We start from the raw sequence: 19,455 nt of genomic DNA on the forward strand, positions 1-19,455 counted from the left end.
CGATAAAAAAAGCGGCTCATAGGCCGCTTTTAAATTGAAAGTTTAAATTTTATTAAAAACTATAGTTCATTCCTAAGCTAAAGTTAGTACCAAATTGTCCACCTTGTTGCACTTCTGAAGAGTATAAGAATCTGCTGCCAGCTTGTGCTGTTTGTGTGCTAGCCAAAGTTACATCTGGGTATACATCAAATAGGTTGTTAATTGTACCTGTAAAGCTAAGTTTGTCTGTTACTTTGTAGCTTAAATTTAAATCGGTAACCAACATAGAAGCTAAATCTTGGTCTATACCTCCTGTCTCTGGAGCAGTAACAGTTACCTTACCAAAAAGAGTATTATTTAAACCAATGTTAAATTTATCAGTGTCATAATCCATACCTAAAATAAATTTAGATTTTGGTCTAGAATTTGTAATTAAACCTTTTTCTTCTCTTGTAAAAATATTGTATCCATTGTCAGCTAAAACTTGTGGAGTTTCAATTGCATCAATTGTTGTTTCATTAATATTTGCAGCTAAACTCACGTTAAATTTACCTTGTCCCATATCTATACCTCTGTAGTTAAGTACAAAATCTGCTCCTGTAGTTTTTGTATCGCCAGCATTTATAAAAAATTGTACTGCTACTACATTGTTGTCTTCCAGTATCTGTTCTACAGGATTTGTGTTAGTATCATCTCCGTCAAATCCAATTTGCGAAGAAAATAGAACTCTATCATCTACGTGTATTTGGTAAAAATCTATAGACGCAGAAAATTTAGGATTTATTTTATATGTAAAACCTGCAGAAATATTTCTAGACGTTTCAGCAAATAAACTAGGTACTCCTAAGGCTTGTACAGCAGAGTTATCATTAGCTAAAGTACCTTGTAATAATGGCTCTGATGAACCAGATACAATGATGTATTGACTGTTTGTTAAGTAACGCTGGTGTAATGTTGGCGCTCTAAATCCAGTACTGTACGACCCTCTAATAGCACCTTTGTCTCCTAATTTGTAACGGCCAAAAACTTTCCAAGAAAAGTTGTCTCCAAAATCAGAGAAGTCTTCATATCTACCAGCTAACCCTAATAAAAGATCTTCTGTAATATCATAATCTAACCCTGCATAAAAAGCGATATTATTTCTGTTCCACTTTCCAGCTTCGTCTGGCTTTATACCAGCAAAAGAGTCAGATCCACCTTTGTAATAAGACAAAGGGTCGCCTTCAATTGCTTCATAGTATTCCTTTTTATATTCTACACCAAAAGAAGATGTTAATTGCTCTGTAAAAGCATTTGCAAAATCTAGGTTCATTACAACATTACTCAATGTATATCCGCCTGGTTTAAAAGACCTTGGAGAAGTGCCATTATCTACTAGGTAATCTCTATTTAAAGAATTGTTTACAGTATAATCTACACTATTAGATCCATACGTAACACTCGCATCTGCATTAAAAGTGTCTGTAATGTCAAATTTTAAACCTAAAGCATTAATATGGTCATCTATTGCCGCTTCAAAGGTTGGTTGGTATCCTACAAAATCTTCAGACCTGGTTAAAAATTCTGAGTCCGCCACATCTCTTCTCCAATAAGGGGCTCTGTAATATGCAAAACTACGTCCTTTTCTGGTAGAGTAACCGTGAAAAGAGTACAGTTCTGCATTTTCACCTAGTGGGTGCCCTAGGTTAATAAATAAATCTCCTTTTTCTAAATCTGGTTGTCCAACCTTCATTCCTAATTCAGGATTTTCAGTAGCCCATTGTATTTCATTTGGTCTAGCATCTGCAGGTAAATCTGCAATACCAGGAGAACCAGCTCTGTTTGTTAGTTGTTGGTTGTAGTAACCTAATGTTAGGTTTATAAATCCTCCGTCACCAAAATTAAAAGCAGTGTTAGCGTCTGCAGCAAAGTTAAAGCCATCTCCTTGAGACGTTATACCTGTTCTTGCAGATACTGTTGTATATTTAGCGTTTTTCTTTAATACCATATTAATTACGCCGGCAATGGCATCAGAACCATATTGTGCAGAAGCACCATCTCTTAAAACTTCTACTCTTTCTATAGCAGCAGTAGGTATACTTTTTAAATCTACCCCAACCTCACCTTTACCTGGTGTTCTGTTTAAGTAAACCTGTGCACTTTGGTTTTTACGTTTTCCGTTAACAAGAACTAAAGTTCTACTAGGACCTAAACCACGTAAATCTGCTGGGTCATAATGCGCTGTTGCATCAGAAATTGCTTGTGTTTGTGCATTAAATGAAGGTACTTTAAAAGTAAGCATCCTGTCTACCGTAGGTTTACCGCTACTTGTAAGTTCTGCTACGCCTATATTATCTATTGGCACAGGAGAATCTAAAATAGTCCTAGGTTTAGATCTGTTACCTGTTAATACTACTTCATCTAAAGCCAAACCCTCTTGTAAAGTCATATTAACTTTACCTGCGGCGTTAACAACAATTTCTTTGGTATTAAAGCCTATAGAAGAAAAAATTAATGTTGCAGGAAAACTCTCTGCAGTAATACTGTAATTACCATCAAAATCTGTGGTTGTTCCGGTTGTTGTTCCTTTAATAATGATGTTTACTCCTGGTAAAAGTTCATTGTTTTGGTCTGTTACTGTTCCACTTATCTCACCCTGCGCCATAGCAAATAAAGGAGAAACAAGTAAAACCAAACCAAGTAGTTTTCTTGATAAATAATTTTTCATTTAATTAAGTGTTTTATTAGTTATATCACAAGATAATGACATTTTTTCCACATAAACAAATAATAAATTAACAAATGTTAGTTTTTAACACATATAATTTAAGTTTTTATTTATAGTTTTTTTCTTACTATATACTATTTTTTTAAATCTCATATAGTTTTTAAGTTAATGAGATACTTTTATACCTTTGCTACTTTCAACTTTAGCTATTAAAAATGTATAGAAGTCACAATTGTGGAGAATTAAACGCAACTCATATAAATACAGAGGTTACACTTTCTGGTTGGGTGCAAAAGTCAAGAGATAAAGGTTTTATTGTATGGGTAGATTTACGTGACCGTTACGGTGTTACTCAATTGGTTTTTGATGAAGAGCGTACAAGTAAAGAAATGATGGAGCGTGCCCAAAAATTAGGGCGTGAGTTTGTAATACAAGTTAAAGGTAAGGTAATAGAAAGGGCTTCTAAAAACCCTAATATGCCTACTGGAGAAATAGAAATTTTAGTATCTGAATTAACTATTTTAAACAAGGCTATTGTGCCACCATTTACAATTGAAGATGAAACTGATGGTGGTGAAGATTTACGTATGAAATATCGTTACCTAGATATTCGTAGAAATCCTGTAAAAAACAATCTTATTTTTAGGAGTAAGGTTTCTATGGAAGTGCGTAATTTTTTGTCAAATAATGGATTTATAGAGGTAGAAACACCTTATCTAATAAAATCTACACCAGAAGGTGCTAGAGATTTTGTGGTTCCTAGTCGTATGAACGAAGGTGAGTTTTATGCTTTGCCACAATCGCCACAAACCTTTAAGCAGTTGCTTATGGTAGGTGGTATGGATAAATATTTTCAGATTGTAAAATGTTTTAGAGATGAAGATTTACGAGCAGATCGCCAGCCAGAGTTTACGCAAATTGACTGTGAAATGGCTTTTGTTGAGCAAGAAGATATTTTAAACATTTTTGAGAACTTAACACGCCACCTTTTAAAAGAAATTAATGGTGTAGAAGTAGATAAGTTTCCTAGAATGTTGTTTGATGATGCTATGCGTTTCTATGGTAATGATAAACCAGACATTAGATTTGGAATGGAATTTGGCGAGCTAAATGATATAGCACAACATAAAGATTTTGGTGTTTTTAATAATGCAGAGTTAGTTGTTGGTATTGCTGTGCCAGGTGGTAACGCGTACACTAGAAAAGAAATAGATAAATTAATAGATTGGGTAAAGCGTCCGCAAGTTGGTGCTTTAGGTATGGTTTATTCTCGTTGTAATGACGATGGTTCTTTTAAATCTTCTGTAGATAAATTTTACGACCAAGAAGATCTTGCTAAATGGGCAGAACGAACAGGTGCTAAACCAGGAGACTTGGTTTGTGTGCTTTCTGGGCCAACAAATAAAGTAAGAGCGCAGCTAAGTGCTTTACGTATGGAGTTGGCAGAACGCTTGGGTTTACGTAAACCAAATGAGTTTGCACCATTATGGGTTATAGACTTTCCTTTATTAGAGTTAGATGAAGAAACAGGTCATTACCATGCAATGCACCACCCATTTACATCTCCTAAGCCAGGTCAATTAGAACTTTTAGATACAGATCCAGGTGCTGTAAAAGCAAATGCATACGATTTGGTTTTAAATGGAAATGAAATTGGAGGAGGATCTATACGTATACACGATAAAGAAACGCAAGCTACAATGTTTAAACATTTGGGCTTTACACCAGAAGAGGCTAAAGAGCAATTTGGCTTTTTAATGGACGCTTTTCAATATGGAGCACCACCACACGGAGGCTTAGCTTTTGGTTTGGATAGGTTAGTATCTATTTTAGGAGGACAAGAAACAATTAGAGACTTTATTGCTTTCCCTAAAAACAATAGTGGTAGAGATGTTATGATAGATGCTCCTGCACCTATTGATGACGAACAACTAAAAGAGCTAAGTTTACAAGTTAATATAAATAACTAAGAATTAAAAAGCCACGTAATGTCTAACAAAAAATTGCTTAAACGTATTTTAGTATGGAGAGCAAGATACATTACTAACAGGCAGTTTATTTATATTCTTAGTGTAATTGTAGGTATAACATCTGGTATTGGTGCAGTGTTGCTAAAAAATGCAACCCATTTTATACAACACGCGTTAGAGGGTAAATTGGTGGCTAATTACCACCATGCTTTTTACTTTTTGTCGCCAATACTAGGGTTTTTTTTAGTGTACTTATGTGTTAAATATATTATTAGAAACAAGGTTAGTCACGGTATACCTTCAACATTGTACGCAATTGCTAAGCGTAAAGGGTTTATGAAAAGGTATCAAATGTTTGGTTCTTTAATTACAGCTCCAATAACAGTTGGTTTTGGTGGGTCTGTAGGTTTAGAAGGCCCTACGGTAGCTACAGGTGCTGCTATAAGTTCTAATTTATCTCGTTTTTTTCATCTAGACCAAACAACGCGTAACTTACTAATTAGTTGTGCTGCAGCTGGTGCTTTGTCTTCAATATTTAAAGCACCCATAGCGGCAATTGTTTTTGCTATAGAAGTATTTAGTTTAGATTTAACTATTGCGTCTATGTTACCTTTATTACTGGCATCGTTGTCAGCAATAATAACATCTTACTTTTTTTTTGGAGACGATGTTTTGCTTCCGTTTACATTAGAAGACAAATTTGTTATTTCTGATGTTCCTTTTTATATGGCATTAGGTGTAGTCTCTGCATTAATCTCTATGTACTATACAGAGGTTTATGATCGTATTCAGCAATTGTTTGATAAAATAGAATCGCCCTTAAAAAAATTAATAATTGGTGGACTTTCTATTGGGGTTTTAGTTTATTTTATTCCGCCACTATACGGAGAGGGTTTTGATGTTATTAACCATCTTATGGCAGGGCATCCAGAAAAAGCTCTGGCAAATAATTCGTTACACTTAGATTTGGATAATGTATGGGTAATTATAGCTTTGTTGGGTGGTTTGGTGTTTTTTAAAGTAATAGCAGGTTCTTTAACTTTTGGAGCAGGTGGTGTAGGGGGTATTTTTGCTCCTACACTGTTTATGGGAAGCATAATGGGCAATTGCTTTGCTAAAATTATAAATGCCACAGGCTTGGTTAGCTCACCAGTGTCTGAAAGTAATTTTACTTTAATTGGTATGGCCGGCTTAATGGCAGGAGTTTTACATGCGCCATTAACAGCTATATTTTTAATTGCAGAAGTTACTGGTGGTTATGAGCTTTTTGTACCTTTAATGATTACAGCTACGTTGTCTTTTGGTATTACAAAGTATTTTTATCCTCATTCAGTCTACACTATGGAACTTGGTCGTAAGGGTGAGCTTTTAACCCATGATAAAGACCATGCTGTTTTAACATTAATGGATATAGATACGGTTATAGAAACGAACTTTATACCGTTAAAACAAAAAATGACGTTGGGGGAAGTAGTACATAAGGCAATTGTAAAATCTAACCGAAATATTTTTCCTGTTTTAGATAAAAAGGGTAAGGCTTTAAAAGGTATCTTACTTTTAGATGATATTAGAGATGTAATGTTTAAACAAGAGCTGTATAAAACGTTAAAAGTAGAAAATTTTATGCAGTCTGTGCCAGAGGTAATAGTTTACGAAGAAGATAATATGCAAGCAGTAATGGATAAATTTCAACTTTCGGGTGCGTGGAACTTACCAATTGTTAAAGAAGGGAAGTATATAGGCTTTGTGTCTAAATCTAAACTATTAACAGCTTACAGAAAAAAATTAATAGACTTTACAAAATAATAATGTATGATGAAATATAGTAGTGGTATAGTAGCTTTAGTAGCAATAGGCTTAATAGTGTATGGTTTTATTATTTTAGAAGGGAATGAAACCATAGCACATAAGTTTATTGGCTTTGGAACTGTAGGAATATTTTTTATAGCAATGCCTCTTTTTTTAATACGTGTTAGTAAGGGTAAGAATGTTAAAAATTACATGTTAAATGAAGAAAATATCAGAAAAATGCAAGGAAAAAACTTGGAAAAGACTGATAATCAATAAATTTAAACAATTTTATGTTCTGTTTACATAGCTCTAATTAAAATATGTTATATTTGAGTATTAACATTTTTTATAATTTATTTTAATGACTGGAACAGTAAAATTTTATAATGACTCTAAAGGATATGGATTCATTACAAACGACGAAACAGGAAAAGACATCTTTGTGCATGCAACATCGCTAAACGGAGTAGAGCTAAACGAAGGAGACAAAGTAGAATACGTAGAAGAAGAAGGAAGAAAAGGAGTGGTTGCTGCACAAGTGCAAGTAATCTAATAAAGTATATTTATTTTGATTAAAACAAAAGCCTTGCAATGCAAGGCTTTTTATTTTTAATTCAAGTTTCGTTTTTCAATAAAAAACCGTTTTAAAAGTTCAGAGGCTTCTTTTTCTAATAAACCACCAGATATTTTTGTTTTAGGGTGTAAGGTTGTACCCATTGCAGTAAAACCTCTTTTTACATCTTTAGCTGCGTAAACAATTTTAGAAATTTGACTCCAATACAAGGCTCCTGCGCACATTTGACAAGGTTCTAAGGTTACATAAAGTGTGCAGTTTTCTAAATATTTTCCGCCCAAAAAATTTGCAGCAGAAGTTATAGCTTGCATTTCTGCGTGTGCTGTAACATCATTTAATTGTTCTGTTAGGTTATGGGCACGTGCTATAATACGATCTTTAATTACTATTACAGCGCCAACAGGTACTTCGCCTTTATCAAAAGCTGCATTTGCTTCCTCTAAAGCTTTTTTCATAAAGTACGTGTCGTCAAAAGGATTTATCATAAAGTAAAAATATAAAATTAGCCGCAGCTATTTATAGTGTAAGGAGCTGTTTTTTATCAGTCTAAAAATAAAAATACCAAGTTTTTGTAACACAATTGGTTGTAAAGGTATAACTCTTTACTTATTTCTTTATAAACTCATAAATACCGTTTAAATTTGTTGTTTAAATGGCATATTTAAAGAACATAACAAATCCGCATGATTTGCGACAAATACAAGTGCAAAATTTGCCAATTGTAGCGCAAGAGCTTAGAGATTTTATTATTGATATTGTTTCTGCAAAGGAAGGGCACTTGGGCGCTAGTTTGGGCGTAGTAGAACTTACTATAGCGTTGCATTACGTATTTAATACTCCTGTAGATAAATTAATATGGGATGTTGGCCACCAAGCATATGGCCACAAAATTTTGACTGGCCGAAAAAATGTGTTTGAAACCAATAGAAGGTTAAATGGCATTAGTGGTTTTCCTAAAAGAGATGAAAGTGTTTATGATGATTTTGGTACAGGTCATAGTTCTACTTCTATCTCAGCTATTTTAGGTATGGCCATTGCTTCTAACTTAAAAGGAGAAACTTCAAAACAACATATTGCGGTAATTGGTGACGCATCTATTGCTAGTGGTATGGCCTTTGAAGGTTTAAACCACGCAGGTGTTACCGATGCTAATGTGTTAATTATTTTAAACGATAATGCTATAGGTATAGACCCAAGCGTTGGTGCATTAAAACAATATCTTACCAATGTTAAAAAGGGTAACGCTAAGCAAGACAATGTTTTTGAAGCGTTAAATTTTAATTATTCTGGTCCTATAGATGGCCATAATTTACCTTTACTTATAGCAGAGTTAAATAGATTAAAGACTGTTAAAGGTCCCAAGTTTTTACACGTAATAACTACAAAGGGAAAAGGGCTAAAAAAAGCAGAAGAAAACCAAGTTGTGTATCATGCTCCAGGTAAGTTTAATAAAATTACTGGTGATTTATTGCCAAAAATAAATGACGGAGGTGTTCCAAAATATCAAGATGTTTTTGGGTTAACTATTGTAGAGTTAGCTAAAGAAAACAAAAAAATAGTAGGTATTACACCAGCAATGCCTACCGGTAGTTCTTTAAAAATTATGATGGAAGAAATTCCTGATAGGGCTTTTGATGTTGGTATTGCAGAACAGCATGCCGTAACTTTGGCTGCTGGTATGGTTGCAGAGGGTTTAATTCCTTTTTGTAATATATATTCTACTTTTTTACAGCGTGCTTATGACCAGGTTATTCATGATGTAGCGCTACAAAATTTACCTGTAATTTTTTGTCTGGACAGAGCAGGTTTGGTTGGTGAAGATGGTGCAACTCATCATGGAGTTTATGATATTGCCTACTTACGTTGTATTCCTAATTTGTTAATTTTTGCTCCTATGAACGAGGAGGACTTAAGAAACATTATGTATACTGCACAGCTAGGTTTACAACATCCAATAGCTATAAGATATCCTAGGGGAAGAGGGGTAACTAAGAACTGGAAACAACCATTTAAAAAAATAGAAATAGGAAAATCTATAGAACTAAAAAAGGGCACAGAAATTGTGGTTTTATCTTTAGGACATATTGGTAATATGGTTGCCACGGTTTTAAATAATATGGAGTCAAGTAAAATAGGCCACATAAATATGCGATTTGTTAAACCTTTAGACACTAAAAAATTAATGTCTATTTTTAACAAATACTCAACAATAGTTACTATTGAGGATGGTTGTAAAATAGGAGGATTTGGAACTTCAATTTTAGAATTTGCAAATACTAATAATTTTACTAATAGCATTCATATTTTAGGCATAGATGATGTTTTTGTGCAACATGGTAGTGTGTTACAATTACATGAATTAAATAATATAGGAGCAAATAGTTTTAAGACTTTAATAGAGTCTTTACAAACAAAGGAATAGGATTATGTTAAAGAGAACAGTTGTAATTTTGATTTTAACTTTTTGTGTGGCGAACTTAAACGCTCAAATTTCTAATCCAGTAGAGGTAGACACCGTTAAGGTAGACACTACCATAGTAGGTACAATTGTTGTACGTAAAAATCAAGAAAAAATAAAAAACATACCTAGAGGTGTAAAGTTGGCTAACCCAAGAATTAGGTATGAAGCTAATCCGCGTAAAGAAAATTTTGGCTGGTTTAAAGTTCCCTCTTTTTGGGATAAAACAAACCATTTTGGAATTGCTATTAACGAGGTTGCTTTTGTAAACTGGAAAGCTGGTGGAAATAACTCTGTGTCTGCCATTGGTGATGTAAAATTTGTTCGTAATTACAAGTTTAGATACGTGCAATGGAACAATAGTTTGGATTTAAGATTTGGACTTAGTGCTATAGAAGGAGAGAAGTTAAGAAAGGCAGATGATGCAATTCGTTTTAGCTCTACTTTTGCCTATAGGAGAGATACAATTAGTAATTGGTATTATTCTGTTAAGGCAAATTTTAACTCGCAATTTGCAGATGGTTATAAATACCCTAATACAGAAAATATAATTTCTACATTTATGGCACCAGGTTATGTATTTATAGGTGCTGGTACGTCCTATATTCCAGAGGGTAAAAAGTTTAATTTATACATATCTCCTATTACCCAAAAAGCAACATTTGTATTAGATCAAGATTTAGCAAATGCTGGTGCTTTTGGTGTGCAAAAGGCAGAGCGAGATGCAGACGGTAATATTACTAAAAAGGGTGAGCGTACTTTAATGGAGTTTGGTTTTTTGGTAACCAATACTTGGAAAACAAATGTGGCTAAAAATATGACTTTAGCCCATGATTTAACACTTTATACAGATTACCTAAATAGTTTTGGTAATGTAGACGTAGATTGGGAATTACGTTTAGATATGAAAGTAAACCAGTACGTAAAAGCCAATATTGGTACCAATCTTTTATATGATGATGATGTGGTTTTTGATGAGGTAGTAACAGATGGTGTAGTTACCACACCTGGTAGACCTAAAATACAATTTAAGCAGCTACTTGGTGTGGGGTTATCTTATGATTTTTAAAGTTGTTTGCCCATAATTTTGTTGTGTATATGTACAGCCCCGCTGTCTGATAAACTTGCAACATAGCAACAAGTATTTAAAAGTAAACTGTATAATGGTGCATCTGTATTTTGGTAATGTTCTGGTAATGTTTGTAAAACAATACTATCATAATTAGAAGCAGTACCTTCTGCTGTTTTTACTAAAGCATTTGTGTATACATCTAAAATATCTGATATAATTTTATAGCCAGCTATTTCTTTTTCAATTACCTCTTGTGATTTGTAAACCTTAGATACACTTAAAGATATTATGTCTTTTATTTGGGCAATGTAATTGCTTTTGTCTAACAAAGACACGTCAAAGGAGCCTTCTAAAATTGCTTCTTCATTTTCCAAAAATATTGTAGCGGCATCTGTAATTAAAGTGTTTATAGCTAAAGCTCTTAGGTAACTAAGGCGGTCTTGCATAAACACCATTTGGTTATATTTTTTTGTATTAATCTTGTCTTTAACTAGCTTAATTAAATATTCTAAAGCGTAATCTTCAGATATTAAACCAAGGTTTATTCCGTCTTCAAAATCTATAATTGTGTAGCAAATATCATCTGCTGCTTCAACCAAATAAGTTAACGGGTGTCTAGAGAAAGAAATGTCTTTACCATCTCTGGTTTGCAATAAGCCAAGTTCTTTTGCTACCTCGCTAAAAAAATCCTTTTCTGTCTGAAAAAAACCAAATTTTTTATCGGCAATATGCTTTGTTGGTTTTTTAGGTAAAGATTCTTTAGGGTATTTCATAAAGGTACCTAAGGTAGCATAGCTTAATCTTAAACCGCCTTCTACACCTGTTCTAGATTCTGTTAGTAATTTAAAACCGTTAGCATTACCCTCAAAATCTATAATATCTTGGTATTCTTTAGGCGTAAGTTTGTCTTTATACTTTTGTCCGTTTCCTGTTTTAAAATATTCGCCAATTGCTTTTTCTCCACTATGACCAAAAGGTGGGTTTCCTATGTCATGCGCTAAGGATGCCACAGCTACAATAGCGCCAAAATCGTTATAATGGTAGCCATGCACTTCTTTTAGGTGTGGGTGTTTTTCTAATATTTTTTTTCCCACAATGCGTCCTAAACTACGGCCAACTACAGACACTTCTAAACTGTGCGTAAGCCTAGTGTGTATAAAGTCTGTTTTAGAAAGTGGTATAACTTGGGTTTTATCTTGTAAACTTCTAAATGCAGACGAAAATATTACACGGTCATAGTCAACTTCAAAACCCAATCTGGTTTCATCTTGTTCTTTACGTAGTCTTTTATTAGTGTCTCCAAAGCGCTTTAAAGATAGTAATTGCTCCCAATTCATAGTACATAATTTAAAAGTTGCAAGATACTTAAATAGCTTTTTAAATAAAGTAGAATAAACTTAAAAAGTATATTTCTGCGCTTCACAAATTATGGTTGTATGGGTTATCTGTAATAACACCTTTGTCTTTAAGTTAGTTTACCTAAATTTGCATCTAGTTAATAATTTAGATACAATTAATTAACATTTGTGAAAGGATCATTGCAGGTGGAAAATAGCATTTATGTGTTTTAGAATTTTTACAGTATTGTTTTTTGTGGTAGGTTTAAATACGCTTGAAGCTCAAGAAATTAACGTGCCCCAATTTGGTAAAGGTATACTAAACCTTGTAGGCCAGGATAGTACTTGGACTATGAAGGCATCTGCTCGCATGCAATTTTTAGGAATTGGACAATGGGGCGAAAATGAACAAGGAAACTTGGCTTCTGTAGGGTCTAACTTTTTAGTGCGTAGGGCCAGATTAAAGTTTAATGGTTTTGCGTATTCTCCAAAATTCAAATACAAAGTAGAGCTTGGTCTGTCTAACAGAGACATATCTGGTGGATCTGAGTTTACTCATGATACTCCCCGTTATATTTTAGATGCGTTTATAATGTGGAATTTTTACAAGGATTTTGAATTATGGATAGGGCAAACCAAACTACCAGGAAATATAGAGCGCATAGTTTCTTCTGGAAATATGCAAATGGTAGATAGGTCTTTGTTAAACAGCAGATTTACTCTAGATAGAGATATGGGTATTCAATTAAGACATAAATTTAATATTTCAGAAGATTTTATTGTAAAGGAAGCTTTAGCAATTTCTCAAGGAGAAGGTAGAAATGTAACTAAAGGTAATTTAGGAGGATATCAATATACAGCAAGAGTAGATTTTTTACCCTTTGGAAATTTTACAGGCAACACTCAGTTTACAGGTGGTGATTTAAAAAGAGAAAGGCACCCCAAGTTAATGATTGGCGCAGCTTATGATTATAACAATAATGCTGTAAAAACAAGAAGTAACCAAGGGGATTATATGTTTACTGATACTGGATTTTACACTACAGATATAAAAACGTTTTTTGTAAATACAATGTTCAAGTATAATGGTTTTTCGTTTATGGGGGAATATGCAGACAGAAATGCAGCAGATGCTATTGCAAAAAATGATGATGGTACGCTAACTGGTGATATAGTGCAAGTAGGTAACGGACTAAACTTAATGTTAGGTTACTTATTTAAAAATAATTGGGAATTATCTGGTAGGTATACCGCTGTAAATTTAGATAAAGAAATAACAGGCAGAAACAAGGAGTTGCAATACACTTTAGGAGTATCTAAATATATTGTTGGACATAAATTAAAGGTGCAAGCAGATGCTACTTATTTAAACGAAGTTAATGGTCCTGAGGGGCTTATAAGTAGACTGCAATTAGAGGTGCATTTTTAACTAAAAAAAATAACCTTAACATAACGTTAGACAGTTTAAAACAAAGCATATTTGCAAATTGAATTTTTATAAATTATGGAGAGTAATATTTATTTAATAATGATTATAGCTTTAGCGGTTTTAGCTATTGCAGATCTTGTAGTTGGCGTGAGTAATGATGCTGTCAACTTTTTAAATTCGGCTATAGGATCTAAGGCTATTTCTTTTAAAACTATAATGATTGTTGCCAGTGTAGGTATTGCCTGCGGAGCTATATTTTCTAGTGGAATGATGGAGGTTGCTAGAAAAGGAATTTTTAATCCTAATGAGTTTTATTTTAATGAGATTATGTTCATTTTTATGGCTGTTATGATTACAGATATTCTGTTGTTAGACTTTTTTAATACCTTGGGTATGCCTACCTCTACAACGGTTTCTATAGTTTTTGAGCTTTTAGGTGCTGCTGTAGCAATGGCCTTAATTAAAATATTGCAAGCTGGTGGTAGTGCATCAGACGTGGTTAATTACATTAACACCTCTAAGGCAACAGAAATTATTATAGGTATCCTCCTCTCCGTTGTTATTGCTTTCTCAATTGGTGCAATTGTACAGTGGTTTTCTCGTTTGCTTTTATCTTATGATTTTGATAAAAAAGCAAAATGGGTAGGAGCTGTTTTTGGAGGTATTGGTTTATCTGCCATTACGTACTTCATTTTTATGAAAGGTATTAAAGGTACTGCATTTGCTAGCGAAAGTTTTGAACTTATTGGAAATATGACTATTAAAGACTTTTTAGAAGTTAAATGGTTTCCTATAGTATTAGCAAACTTTGTAGTATGGTTTATTTTATCATACATATTAACTGCTTTTGCTAAGCTTAATATTTATAAAATAATTATTGGTGTTGGTACCTTTGCTCTGGCATTGGCGTTTGCTGGTAATGATTTGGTTAACTTTATAGGTGTACCAATTGCAGCATACCAATCTTACACAGAGTGGTCTGCATCTGGTGTAGATGCTTCTGCTTTTAGTATGTCAATTTTATCAGAAAAAGTACCAACTCCTACATTGTTGTTATTTATTTCTGGTATGATTATGGTTGCAACTCTTTGGTTTTCTAAAAAAGCACGCTATGTTGCAGAAACAGAAATTAACTTGTCTAGAGAAGGTGAAGGTAAAGAGCGTTTTGAGCCAAACTTTTTATCTAGGGGTATTGTTAGAATAGGAATGGCAATATCTACATATACGTCAGCAGTAATGCCAAAATCTATTTCAGATAAGGTGGAGGCCAGATTTGTTAAACCAAAAATAGCTTTAGCTAAAGATAAGACGTATGAAATGCCTGCTTTTGATATGGTAAGGGCAGCTGTTAACTTGGTGGTAGCGGGTATTTTAATATCGGTAGCTACATCGTTTAAATTGCCATTGTCTACAACCTATGTTACATTTATGGTGGCAATGGGTACTTCTTTAGCAGATAGAGCTTGGGGCGCAGAAAGTGCAGTATACAGAGTTGCTGGTGTGCTAAATGTAATTGGTGGTTGGTTTGGTACTGCAATTATAGCATTTACGGCTGCTGGTATTATCCTTACGCTTATTAATTTTGGTACTGGTGCTGCTATAGCAATTTTACTGTTTGTTGCTATTTTACTTTTGGCTAGAAACTATATTTCTTACAATAAAAAATCTAAAGAAATTAAAGCAGAAGATAGTCTTAGAAGAGCAGAAAGTAGCTCTATACAAGGTGTTATTGTGGAAAGTGCAAAAAACACTGCTAATGTTGTAAAAAGAACAAATAAAATTTACACTAATGCAATTGATGGCTTAGCTAAACAAAACTTAGATATATTAAAAAAGAATAAAAAAGGTGTTGTTAAATTAGGTGATGAGGTTGATGATTTAAGAGACCATATCTTTTATTTTATTAAAAACTTAGATGATGCTAGTGTGGGTGCAAGTAATTTTTATATCAATATTTTAGGATCATTACAAGATATGACACAGTCATTAGAGTATATTACTAAAATATCGTATAAGCATATAAACAACAATCATAAAAAATTAAAATACAACCAAATTAAGGAGCTTAAAGAAATAGATTACAAGCTAGAGCATATATTAAATGAAACTCAAGTTGTATTTGAAACACGTTCTTTTGATAGGATTGCGCAAATTTTAGAAGAAAAAGAAGAATTATTTACTTTGTTGTCTCAGAAAATTCAAAAACAAGTAGAGCGTACTAGAACTGAGGAGTCTAGTCCTAAAAATACAACGTTGTATTTCTCATTGTTGTTAGAAACTAAGGATTTGATGACGGCTACAATGACAATGCTAGAGCTATATTACAATGAACATGATAGCAGTGTGCCACCTGCAACAATATCATAAGTAATAAGTGTATAAAATAAAAAAGCCCAACAAATTATTGTTGGGCTTTTTTGTTTTTCAGTACTTCTAATTTATATTTCTATAATCTAATAATTTTTAGGCTATAATTGTAAGTAGTGTCTATTTTAATGTTTCTGGCGTTAAACTTCCCCTTAGGTTTGTGTATGGGCATTGTAGATGTAAATGTTTCTTTTTGCTTAAAAGGGACGGTATTCTTAAAATCAATTTGTTTGTATTTTAACAAATTGTTCTCCTTAAATTTAGAGAAAGTGTCAGAGTTGTTTTTCTTGTAAAGACTAATAAAACTTTTGTTTATAGATTTGTTGTTTAGTGTGGAATCTATTTTAAATCTATTTTTCTGCTGTGCTACTGTGTTAGTTGTAATTATGCCTAAAACAGCTATAAGAAGTGAGATTTTTTTCATTGAGTATTTTTCTTACAAATTATGCATTTTTAATTAAACTTAAAATACTTTTTATACTTTAGGGGCTCTGTTACTGTAAAAAAACACTTATATGAATATCAAATTATTAATTTATACCTTTTGTATATTGTCATTAGCAAATTTAAAAGCTCAAGAAACTGATGCTTTGGAGTTTTTAGATGAGGTTATTGCACATCATGATCCCAATAATAATTGGCCTACTTTTAAAGGAGATTTGATTGTTACTATGAGTACGCCAAATAAAAAAGATAGGATAACGGATATTCATATAAATATTCCTAAGAGCACTTTTGTATTGTCTAATGTTGTAGAAGGTAAAAAACACACCACTAAAATTGTAAATGATAGTGTTCATTTTTTTGTTGATGACAGACAAATTGTAAATAATGTAGAGCAAAAAAAGTTTAAGTTTACCACTAAACGAGCGCTTTTTATGAGGAACTATTATACTTATTTATACGGTTTGCCAATGAAACTTAAAGATAAAGGTACCATAGTAGACCCTAAGCTTTATTCTAAAAAAATTAATAAAAAGTGGTATAAGGTTATTAAGGTAACTTATGATAAAGAAGTGGGTAAAGATACGTGGTATTTTTATTTTAATCCTAAGTCTTTAGATATGGAGATGTATCAGTTTTTTCATGACGAGTCTAAAAATGATGGAGAATACATTTTATTGTCTAATATAGAAATTATAAATGGTGTGCGTATGCCAGCCGTTAGAGCTTGGTATACCAATAAAGATAATAAACTTCTAGGTACAGATGTGCTAACTAAAAAGTAGCATTTAAGAATATAAATACAAAAGGGTAATCTTTACAGATTACCCTTTTATATTTATGATATTTTTATTGACTATTTTGGTTCTAAAGCTTGCTCTATTTTAGCAATAGCGTCTTCATAATGGTAGCGTGTAACAGTATTAATGCTTCCGTTTTTTGCTACTTTTAATTTAGAGCGTAAGGTTTTTAATTCCCCTCTAACTAATGCGCTTATATCAGATGTGGTTATATTAAAATTAGATCTGCTGCTATTTTGCGCATTTAATAAAGTTTCCATACGTTCTAAATACGTGCGCTGTAAATTTCTACGATAAATATCTGCGCTTTTACCTACGTAGGCTTCTTTCCATATGCCTTTACGTAAGTCAGACAACATTTCTAAAGCACTGTAAAATGTTTTGTTGGTGGTTTCTGCATCTAAAAGTCTACCTATGCGGTCTGCGCTTAAAACACTATTTAAATGTCTTGCTTGTACCTTTCGCAGGTTTTCTGGGTATCCGGCATAATCTATGTTTTGTAATATCGCGTTATCTACTAGCCATGACTGTGTGCTAAACACATTGTCTTGCAGCCATTTCATAGATTCTTTTTGTTTTGTTTTGCTTAAAGCTGTATAAACAGTTCCGTTTTGTTTTGGTGTTTTTAAGTTTTCAAAAACACCACCAATGTTTGTAACTACGTGCCCTACGTATCTGCTATACACGCCTAATAATTCTCCGTATAATTCCTCTAAATCATCGTAATTATTTGTTTGGTCAGATGTCCAATTGCTAAGGTTTTTTGCTACATATTTAAGATTTTTTACTCCGTATGTGCTTGCTTTAACCGGGTCGTCTCCTAATCCTTCAGTTTGTGATTGCGGATCAAAACGGCTAGACTGTCTTCCAAATTTATAAATAGGGTTGTCTGCTTTTTCTAAAATCCATTTGTTTAATGTAGGTACTTCTGCCTCAGGAGAATCGGCTTCTAAATATCGGTAGCCCCAGTTAGTTACATAATGGTCGTACGGCCCCATTTGTCTTATAAATCTTATGTTTTTATCACCAGGTTGAGCTATGTAGTTGTAGCGGGCGTAGTCCATAATACTAGCTGCAATACCATTTTTTTGAGTAAATTCTCCGCTGCGTAAAGAGTCTACAGGATATGCGTAACTAGCAGCCATATTGTGAGGGTAACCTAATGCGTGACCAACCTCATGTGCTATTACCATACGCATCATATCACCTATTTCTTTTGGGTTTGTGTTTAGTGTTCTTGCATTAGGGTTAGCAGCACCAGTTTCTAATAAATATCTATTTCGGTAGCTACGTAAATGGTTGTGGTACCAAATAATATCACTCTCAATAATTTCACCGCTTCTTGGGTCAGATACACTTGGGCCAACTGCATTTCTTGTTGTACTAGCAACATAGCGTATCATAGAGTATCTAATGTCTTCTGGACTAAACTCAGGGTCTTCTTCTGGTGTTGGAGCATCACGTGCAATTATTGCATTTTTAAAACCAGCAGTTTCAAATGGTTTCTGCCAATCCTCTATACCTTGTTTAATGTATTCTTTTAAATTTTCTGGTGTGCCAGGATCTAAATAGTAAACTATTGGTTTTACCGGCTCTACTAGTTCTCCTCTTGCGTATGCTTCTGGGTCTTTAGGTTCTAACCTCCAGCGTCTAATATAAGTTTTTTCATCAGCCTTTAATTCATCACTGCCAAAGTCATATTGGCTAACAGTAAAAAAGCCAACTCTGGGATCAAAAATACGTGGTTGCATTGGTTCCTCTGGTAACAAAATCATAGACTGATTTATCTGTAAGCTAATAGATTCTGTTGCTCTAAGTGTAGATGGTTCTGAGGCGTTAAATGTAAAGTCTTGTTTTACTTCTATGTTTTCAGGAAAACTTTTAACACTGTTTATAAAGCTACGTTGCGGGTCTAGTCTTTTTACTTTGTAGGTTTTTCTTAATCTACTAGATAACCCACTTATTGCAGGTACATCTGTACTAAATAACGATGTAACATCTATTACCACACTTGTAGAGTCTGTACTAAAAGCTTCAATATCAAAAGCAAATAATGTAGGCTCATAGTTGTTAACTTTAACAGATGCGCTAATAGCTTTGCTACTATCTGCTACGTTGTCATAAGATTTACCTTTAAGCAAAACTTTATCCTGAAAACGTACCCAGTGTACTAATTGCTCATTGGTTTTAGACCCGGCGTTCATATAACCTCCACCCAGTCCTGTAGGTATTTTAGATATTCTAGTAACCCACAGCATATCTTTGCCAAGCTTGCTAAAAGGTATTTCATACAAATACTTTTTATCTACTTTGTGTACCTTAAATAGTCCATTGTCTGTAATGGCATCGTTGGTTACAACTTGGTTGTAATTTTTAATGTCTCCTTTTTTTGATTTTTGAGCAGGAGCTGTTTGTTCGATTTTGCCTTTTTTAGATTTTTTCTTTTTTTGGGCAGTTGTGTTAGTAGCACAAAATAATGATGCTGCTAAGCAAAATAAGAGTATTTTTTTCATTAGTGGTTTGTTAG

General features: G+C 33.4%; 14 protein-coding genes. 9 read left to right on the forward strand and 5 right to left on the reverse strand.

What is annotated here, in order from left to right; all coding sequences use genetic code 11:
- Positions 1–52 precede the first annotated feature (52 nt).
- The gene (locus tag PBN93_RS08090) at positions 53–2,686 is read right to left on the reverse strand and encodes a TonB-dependent receptor (RefSeq protein ID WP_271081876.1); all 2,634 of its coding nucleotides are present in this window, start codon (positions 2,684–2,686) and stop codon (positions 53–55) included.
- A 215-nt stretch (positions 2,687–2,901) separates the two neighbouring features.
- On the opposite strand from PBN93_RS08090, the gene aspS reads away from it, so the two are divergent.
- From aspS to PBN93_RS08110, 4 genes are all read left to right on the forward strand, one after another.
- Positions 2,902–4,656, forward strand: a complete 1,755-nt coding sequence (gene aspS / locus PBN93_RS08095; protein WP_271081877.1) for an aspartate--tRNA ligase — start codon at positions 2,902–2,904, stop codon at positions 4,654–4,656.
- A gap of 18 nt (positions 4,657–4,674) precedes the next feature.
- Positions 4,675–6,462, forward strand: coding sequence for a chloride channel protein (locus PBN93_RS08100; RefSeq protein ID WP_077401261.1), 1,788 nt, complete (start codon positions 4,675–4,677; stop codon positions 6,460–6,462).
- A 6-nt stretch (positions 6,463–6,468) separates the two neighbouring features.
- Positions 6,469–6,723, forward strand: a complete 255-nt coding sequence (locus tag PBN93_RS08105) for a hypothetical protein (RefSeq protein ID WP_245799593.1) — start codon at positions 6,469–6,471, stop codon at positions 6,721–6,723.
- A gap of 85 nt (positions 6,724–6,808) precedes the next feature.
- On the forward strand, positions 6,809–7,000 hold the full coding sequence (locus tag PBN93_RS08110; protein ID WP_034644878.1) for a cold-shock protein: 192 nt from the start codon (positions 6,809–6,811) through the stop codon (positions 6,998–7,000).
- Between the two features lie 56 nt (positions 7,001–7,056).
- Here the strand turns inward: PBN93_RS08110 and PBN93_RS08115 are convergent, their stop codons facing one another.
- Complete coding sequence (locus PBN93_RS08115; protein ID WP_077401266.1) at positions 7,057–7,506, reverse strand: nucleoside deaminase; 450 nt, start codon at positions 7,504–7,506, stop codon at positions 7,057–7,059.
- Positions 7,507–7,673: 167 nt separating this feature from the next.
- Between PBN93_RS08115 and PBN93_RS08120 the strand changes: the two genes are divergently transcribed.
- Both PBN93_RS08120 and PBN93_RS08125 read left to right on the forward strand, forming a co-directional pair.
- Positions 7,674–9,443, forward strand: coding sequence for a 1-deoxy-D-xylulose-5-phosphate synthase (locus tag PBN93_RS08120; protein ID WP_077401270.1), 1,770 nt, complete (start codon positions 7,674–7,676; stop codon positions 9,441–9,443).
- A gap of 46 nt (positions 9,444–9,489) precedes the next feature.
- Complete coding sequence (locus PBN93_RS08125) at positions 9,490–10,548, forward strand: DUF3078 domain-containing protein (protein WP_333780847.1); 1,059 nt, start codon at positions 9,490–9,492, stop codon at positions 10,546–10,548.
- On the opposite strand, the gene PBN93_RS08130 is transcribed toward PBN93_RS08125, so the two are convergent.
- Positions 10,545–11,888: a deoxyguanosinetriphosphate triphosphohydrolase gene (locus tag PBN93_RS08130; RefSeq protein WP_077401276.1), complete on the reverse strand. Its 1,344-nt coding sequence runs from the start codon at positions 11,886–11,888 to the stop codon at positions 10,545–10,547. The genes PBN93_RS08125 and PBN93_RS08130 overlap by 4 nt on opposite strands.
- A 223-nt stretch (positions 11,889–12,111) precedes the next feature.
- Here PBN93_RS08130 and PBN93_RS08135 point away from each other — a divergent pair, with 223 nt between their 5' ends.
- Complete coding sequence (locus PBN93_RS08135) at positions 12,112–13,317, forward strand: porin (protein WP_271081878.1); 1,206 nt, start codon at positions 12,112–12,114, stop codon at positions 13,315–13,317.
- Positions 13,318–13,392: 75 nt separating this feature from the next.
- On the forward strand, positions 13,393–15,684 hold the full coding sequence (locus PBN93_RS08140; protein ID WP_077401282.1) for an inorganic phosphate transporter: 2,292 nt from the start codon (positions 13,393–13,395) through the stop codon (positions 15,682–15,684).
- Between the two features lie 79 nt (positions 15,685–15,763).
- Here PBN93_RS08140 and PBN93_RS08145 read toward each other — a convergent pair whose 3' ends face one another.
- Positions 15,764–16,108 carry a hypothetical protein gene (locus PBN93_RS08145; RefSeq protein WP_271081879.1) on the reverse strand — a complete coding sequence of 115 codons (345 nt, stop codon included), beginning with the start codon at positions 16,106–16,108 and terminating at the stop codon, positions 15,764–15,766.
- Positions 16,109–16,199: 91 nt separating this feature from the next.
- On the opposite strand from PBN93_RS08145, the gene PBN93_RS08150 reads away from it, so the two are divergent.
- Entirely contained in the window at positions 16,200–16,913 is a 714-nt protein-coding gene (locus tag PBN93_RS08150) for a DUF6503 family protein (RefSeq protein WP_271081880.1), read from the forward strand.
- Between the two features lie 71 nt (positions 16,914–16,984).
- Here the strand turns inward: PBN93_RS08150 and PBN93_RS08155 are convergent, their stop codons facing one another.
- Entirely contained in the window at positions 16,985–19,441 is a 2,457-nt protein-coding gene (locus tag PBN93_RS08155; protein WP_271081881.1) for a zinc-dependent metalloprotease, read from the reverse strand.
- Positions 19,442–19,455: the final 14 nt, after the last annotated feature.

It is taken from the genome of Cellulophaga omnivescoria, from assembly GCF_027915275.1.
Classification (GTDB): domain Bacteria; phylum Bacteroidota; class Bacteroidia; order Flavobacteriales; family Flavobacteriaceae; genus Cellulophaga; species Cellulophaga omnivescoria.

Coding starts and splice junctions, on each gene's coding strand:
- PBN93_RS08090 (WP_271081876.1), bottom strand. CDS start 2,686: ATGAAAAATTATTTATCAAGAAAACTACTTGGTTTGGTTTTACTTGTT.
- PBN93_RS08135 (WP_271081878.1), top strand. CDS start 12,112: ATGTGTTTTAGAATTTTTACAGTATTGTTTTTTGTGGTAGGTTTAAAT.
- PBN93_RS08155 (WP_271081881.1), bottom strand. CDS start 19,441: ATGAAAAAAATACTCTTATTTTGCTTAGCAGCATCATTATTTTGTGCT.
- PBN93_RS08140 (WP_077401282.1), top strand. CDS start 13,393: ATGGAGAGTAATATTTATTTAATAATGATTATAGCTTTAGCGGTTTTA.
- PBN93_RS08130 (WP_077401276.1), bottom strand. CDS start 11,888: ATGAATTGGGAGCAATTACTATCTTTAAAGCGCTTTGGAGACACTAAT.
- PBN93_RS08110 (WP_034644878.1), top strand. CDS start 6,809: ATGACTGGAACAGTAAAATTTTATAATGACTCTAAAGGATATGGATTC.
- PBN93_RS08100 (WP_077401261.1), top strand. CDS start 4,675: ATGTCTAACAAAAAATTGCTTAAACGTATTTTAGTATGGAGAGCAAGA.
- PBN93_RS08115 (WP_077401266.1), bottom strand. CDS start 7,506: ATGATAAATCCTTTTGACGACACGTACTTTATGAAAAAAGCTTTAGAG.
- PBN93_RS08145 (WP_271081879.1), bottom strand. CDS start 16,108: ATGAAAAAAATCTCACTTCTTATAGCTGTTTTAGGCATAATTACAACT.
- aspS (WP_271081877.1), top strand. CDS start 2,902: ATGTATAGAAGTCACAATTGTGGAGAATTAAACGCAACTCATATAAAT.
- PBN93_RS08150 (WP_271081880.1), top strand. CDS start 16,200: ATGAATATCAAATTATTAATTTATACCTTTTGTATATTGTCATTAGCA.
- PBN93_RS08120 (WP_077401270.1), top strand. CDS start 7,674: ATGGCATATTTAAAGAACATAACAAATCCGCATGATTTGCGACAAATA.
- PBN93_RS08105 (WP_245799593.1), top strand. CDS start 6,469: ATGATGAAATATAGTAGTGGTATAGTAGCTTTAGTAGCAATAGGCTTA.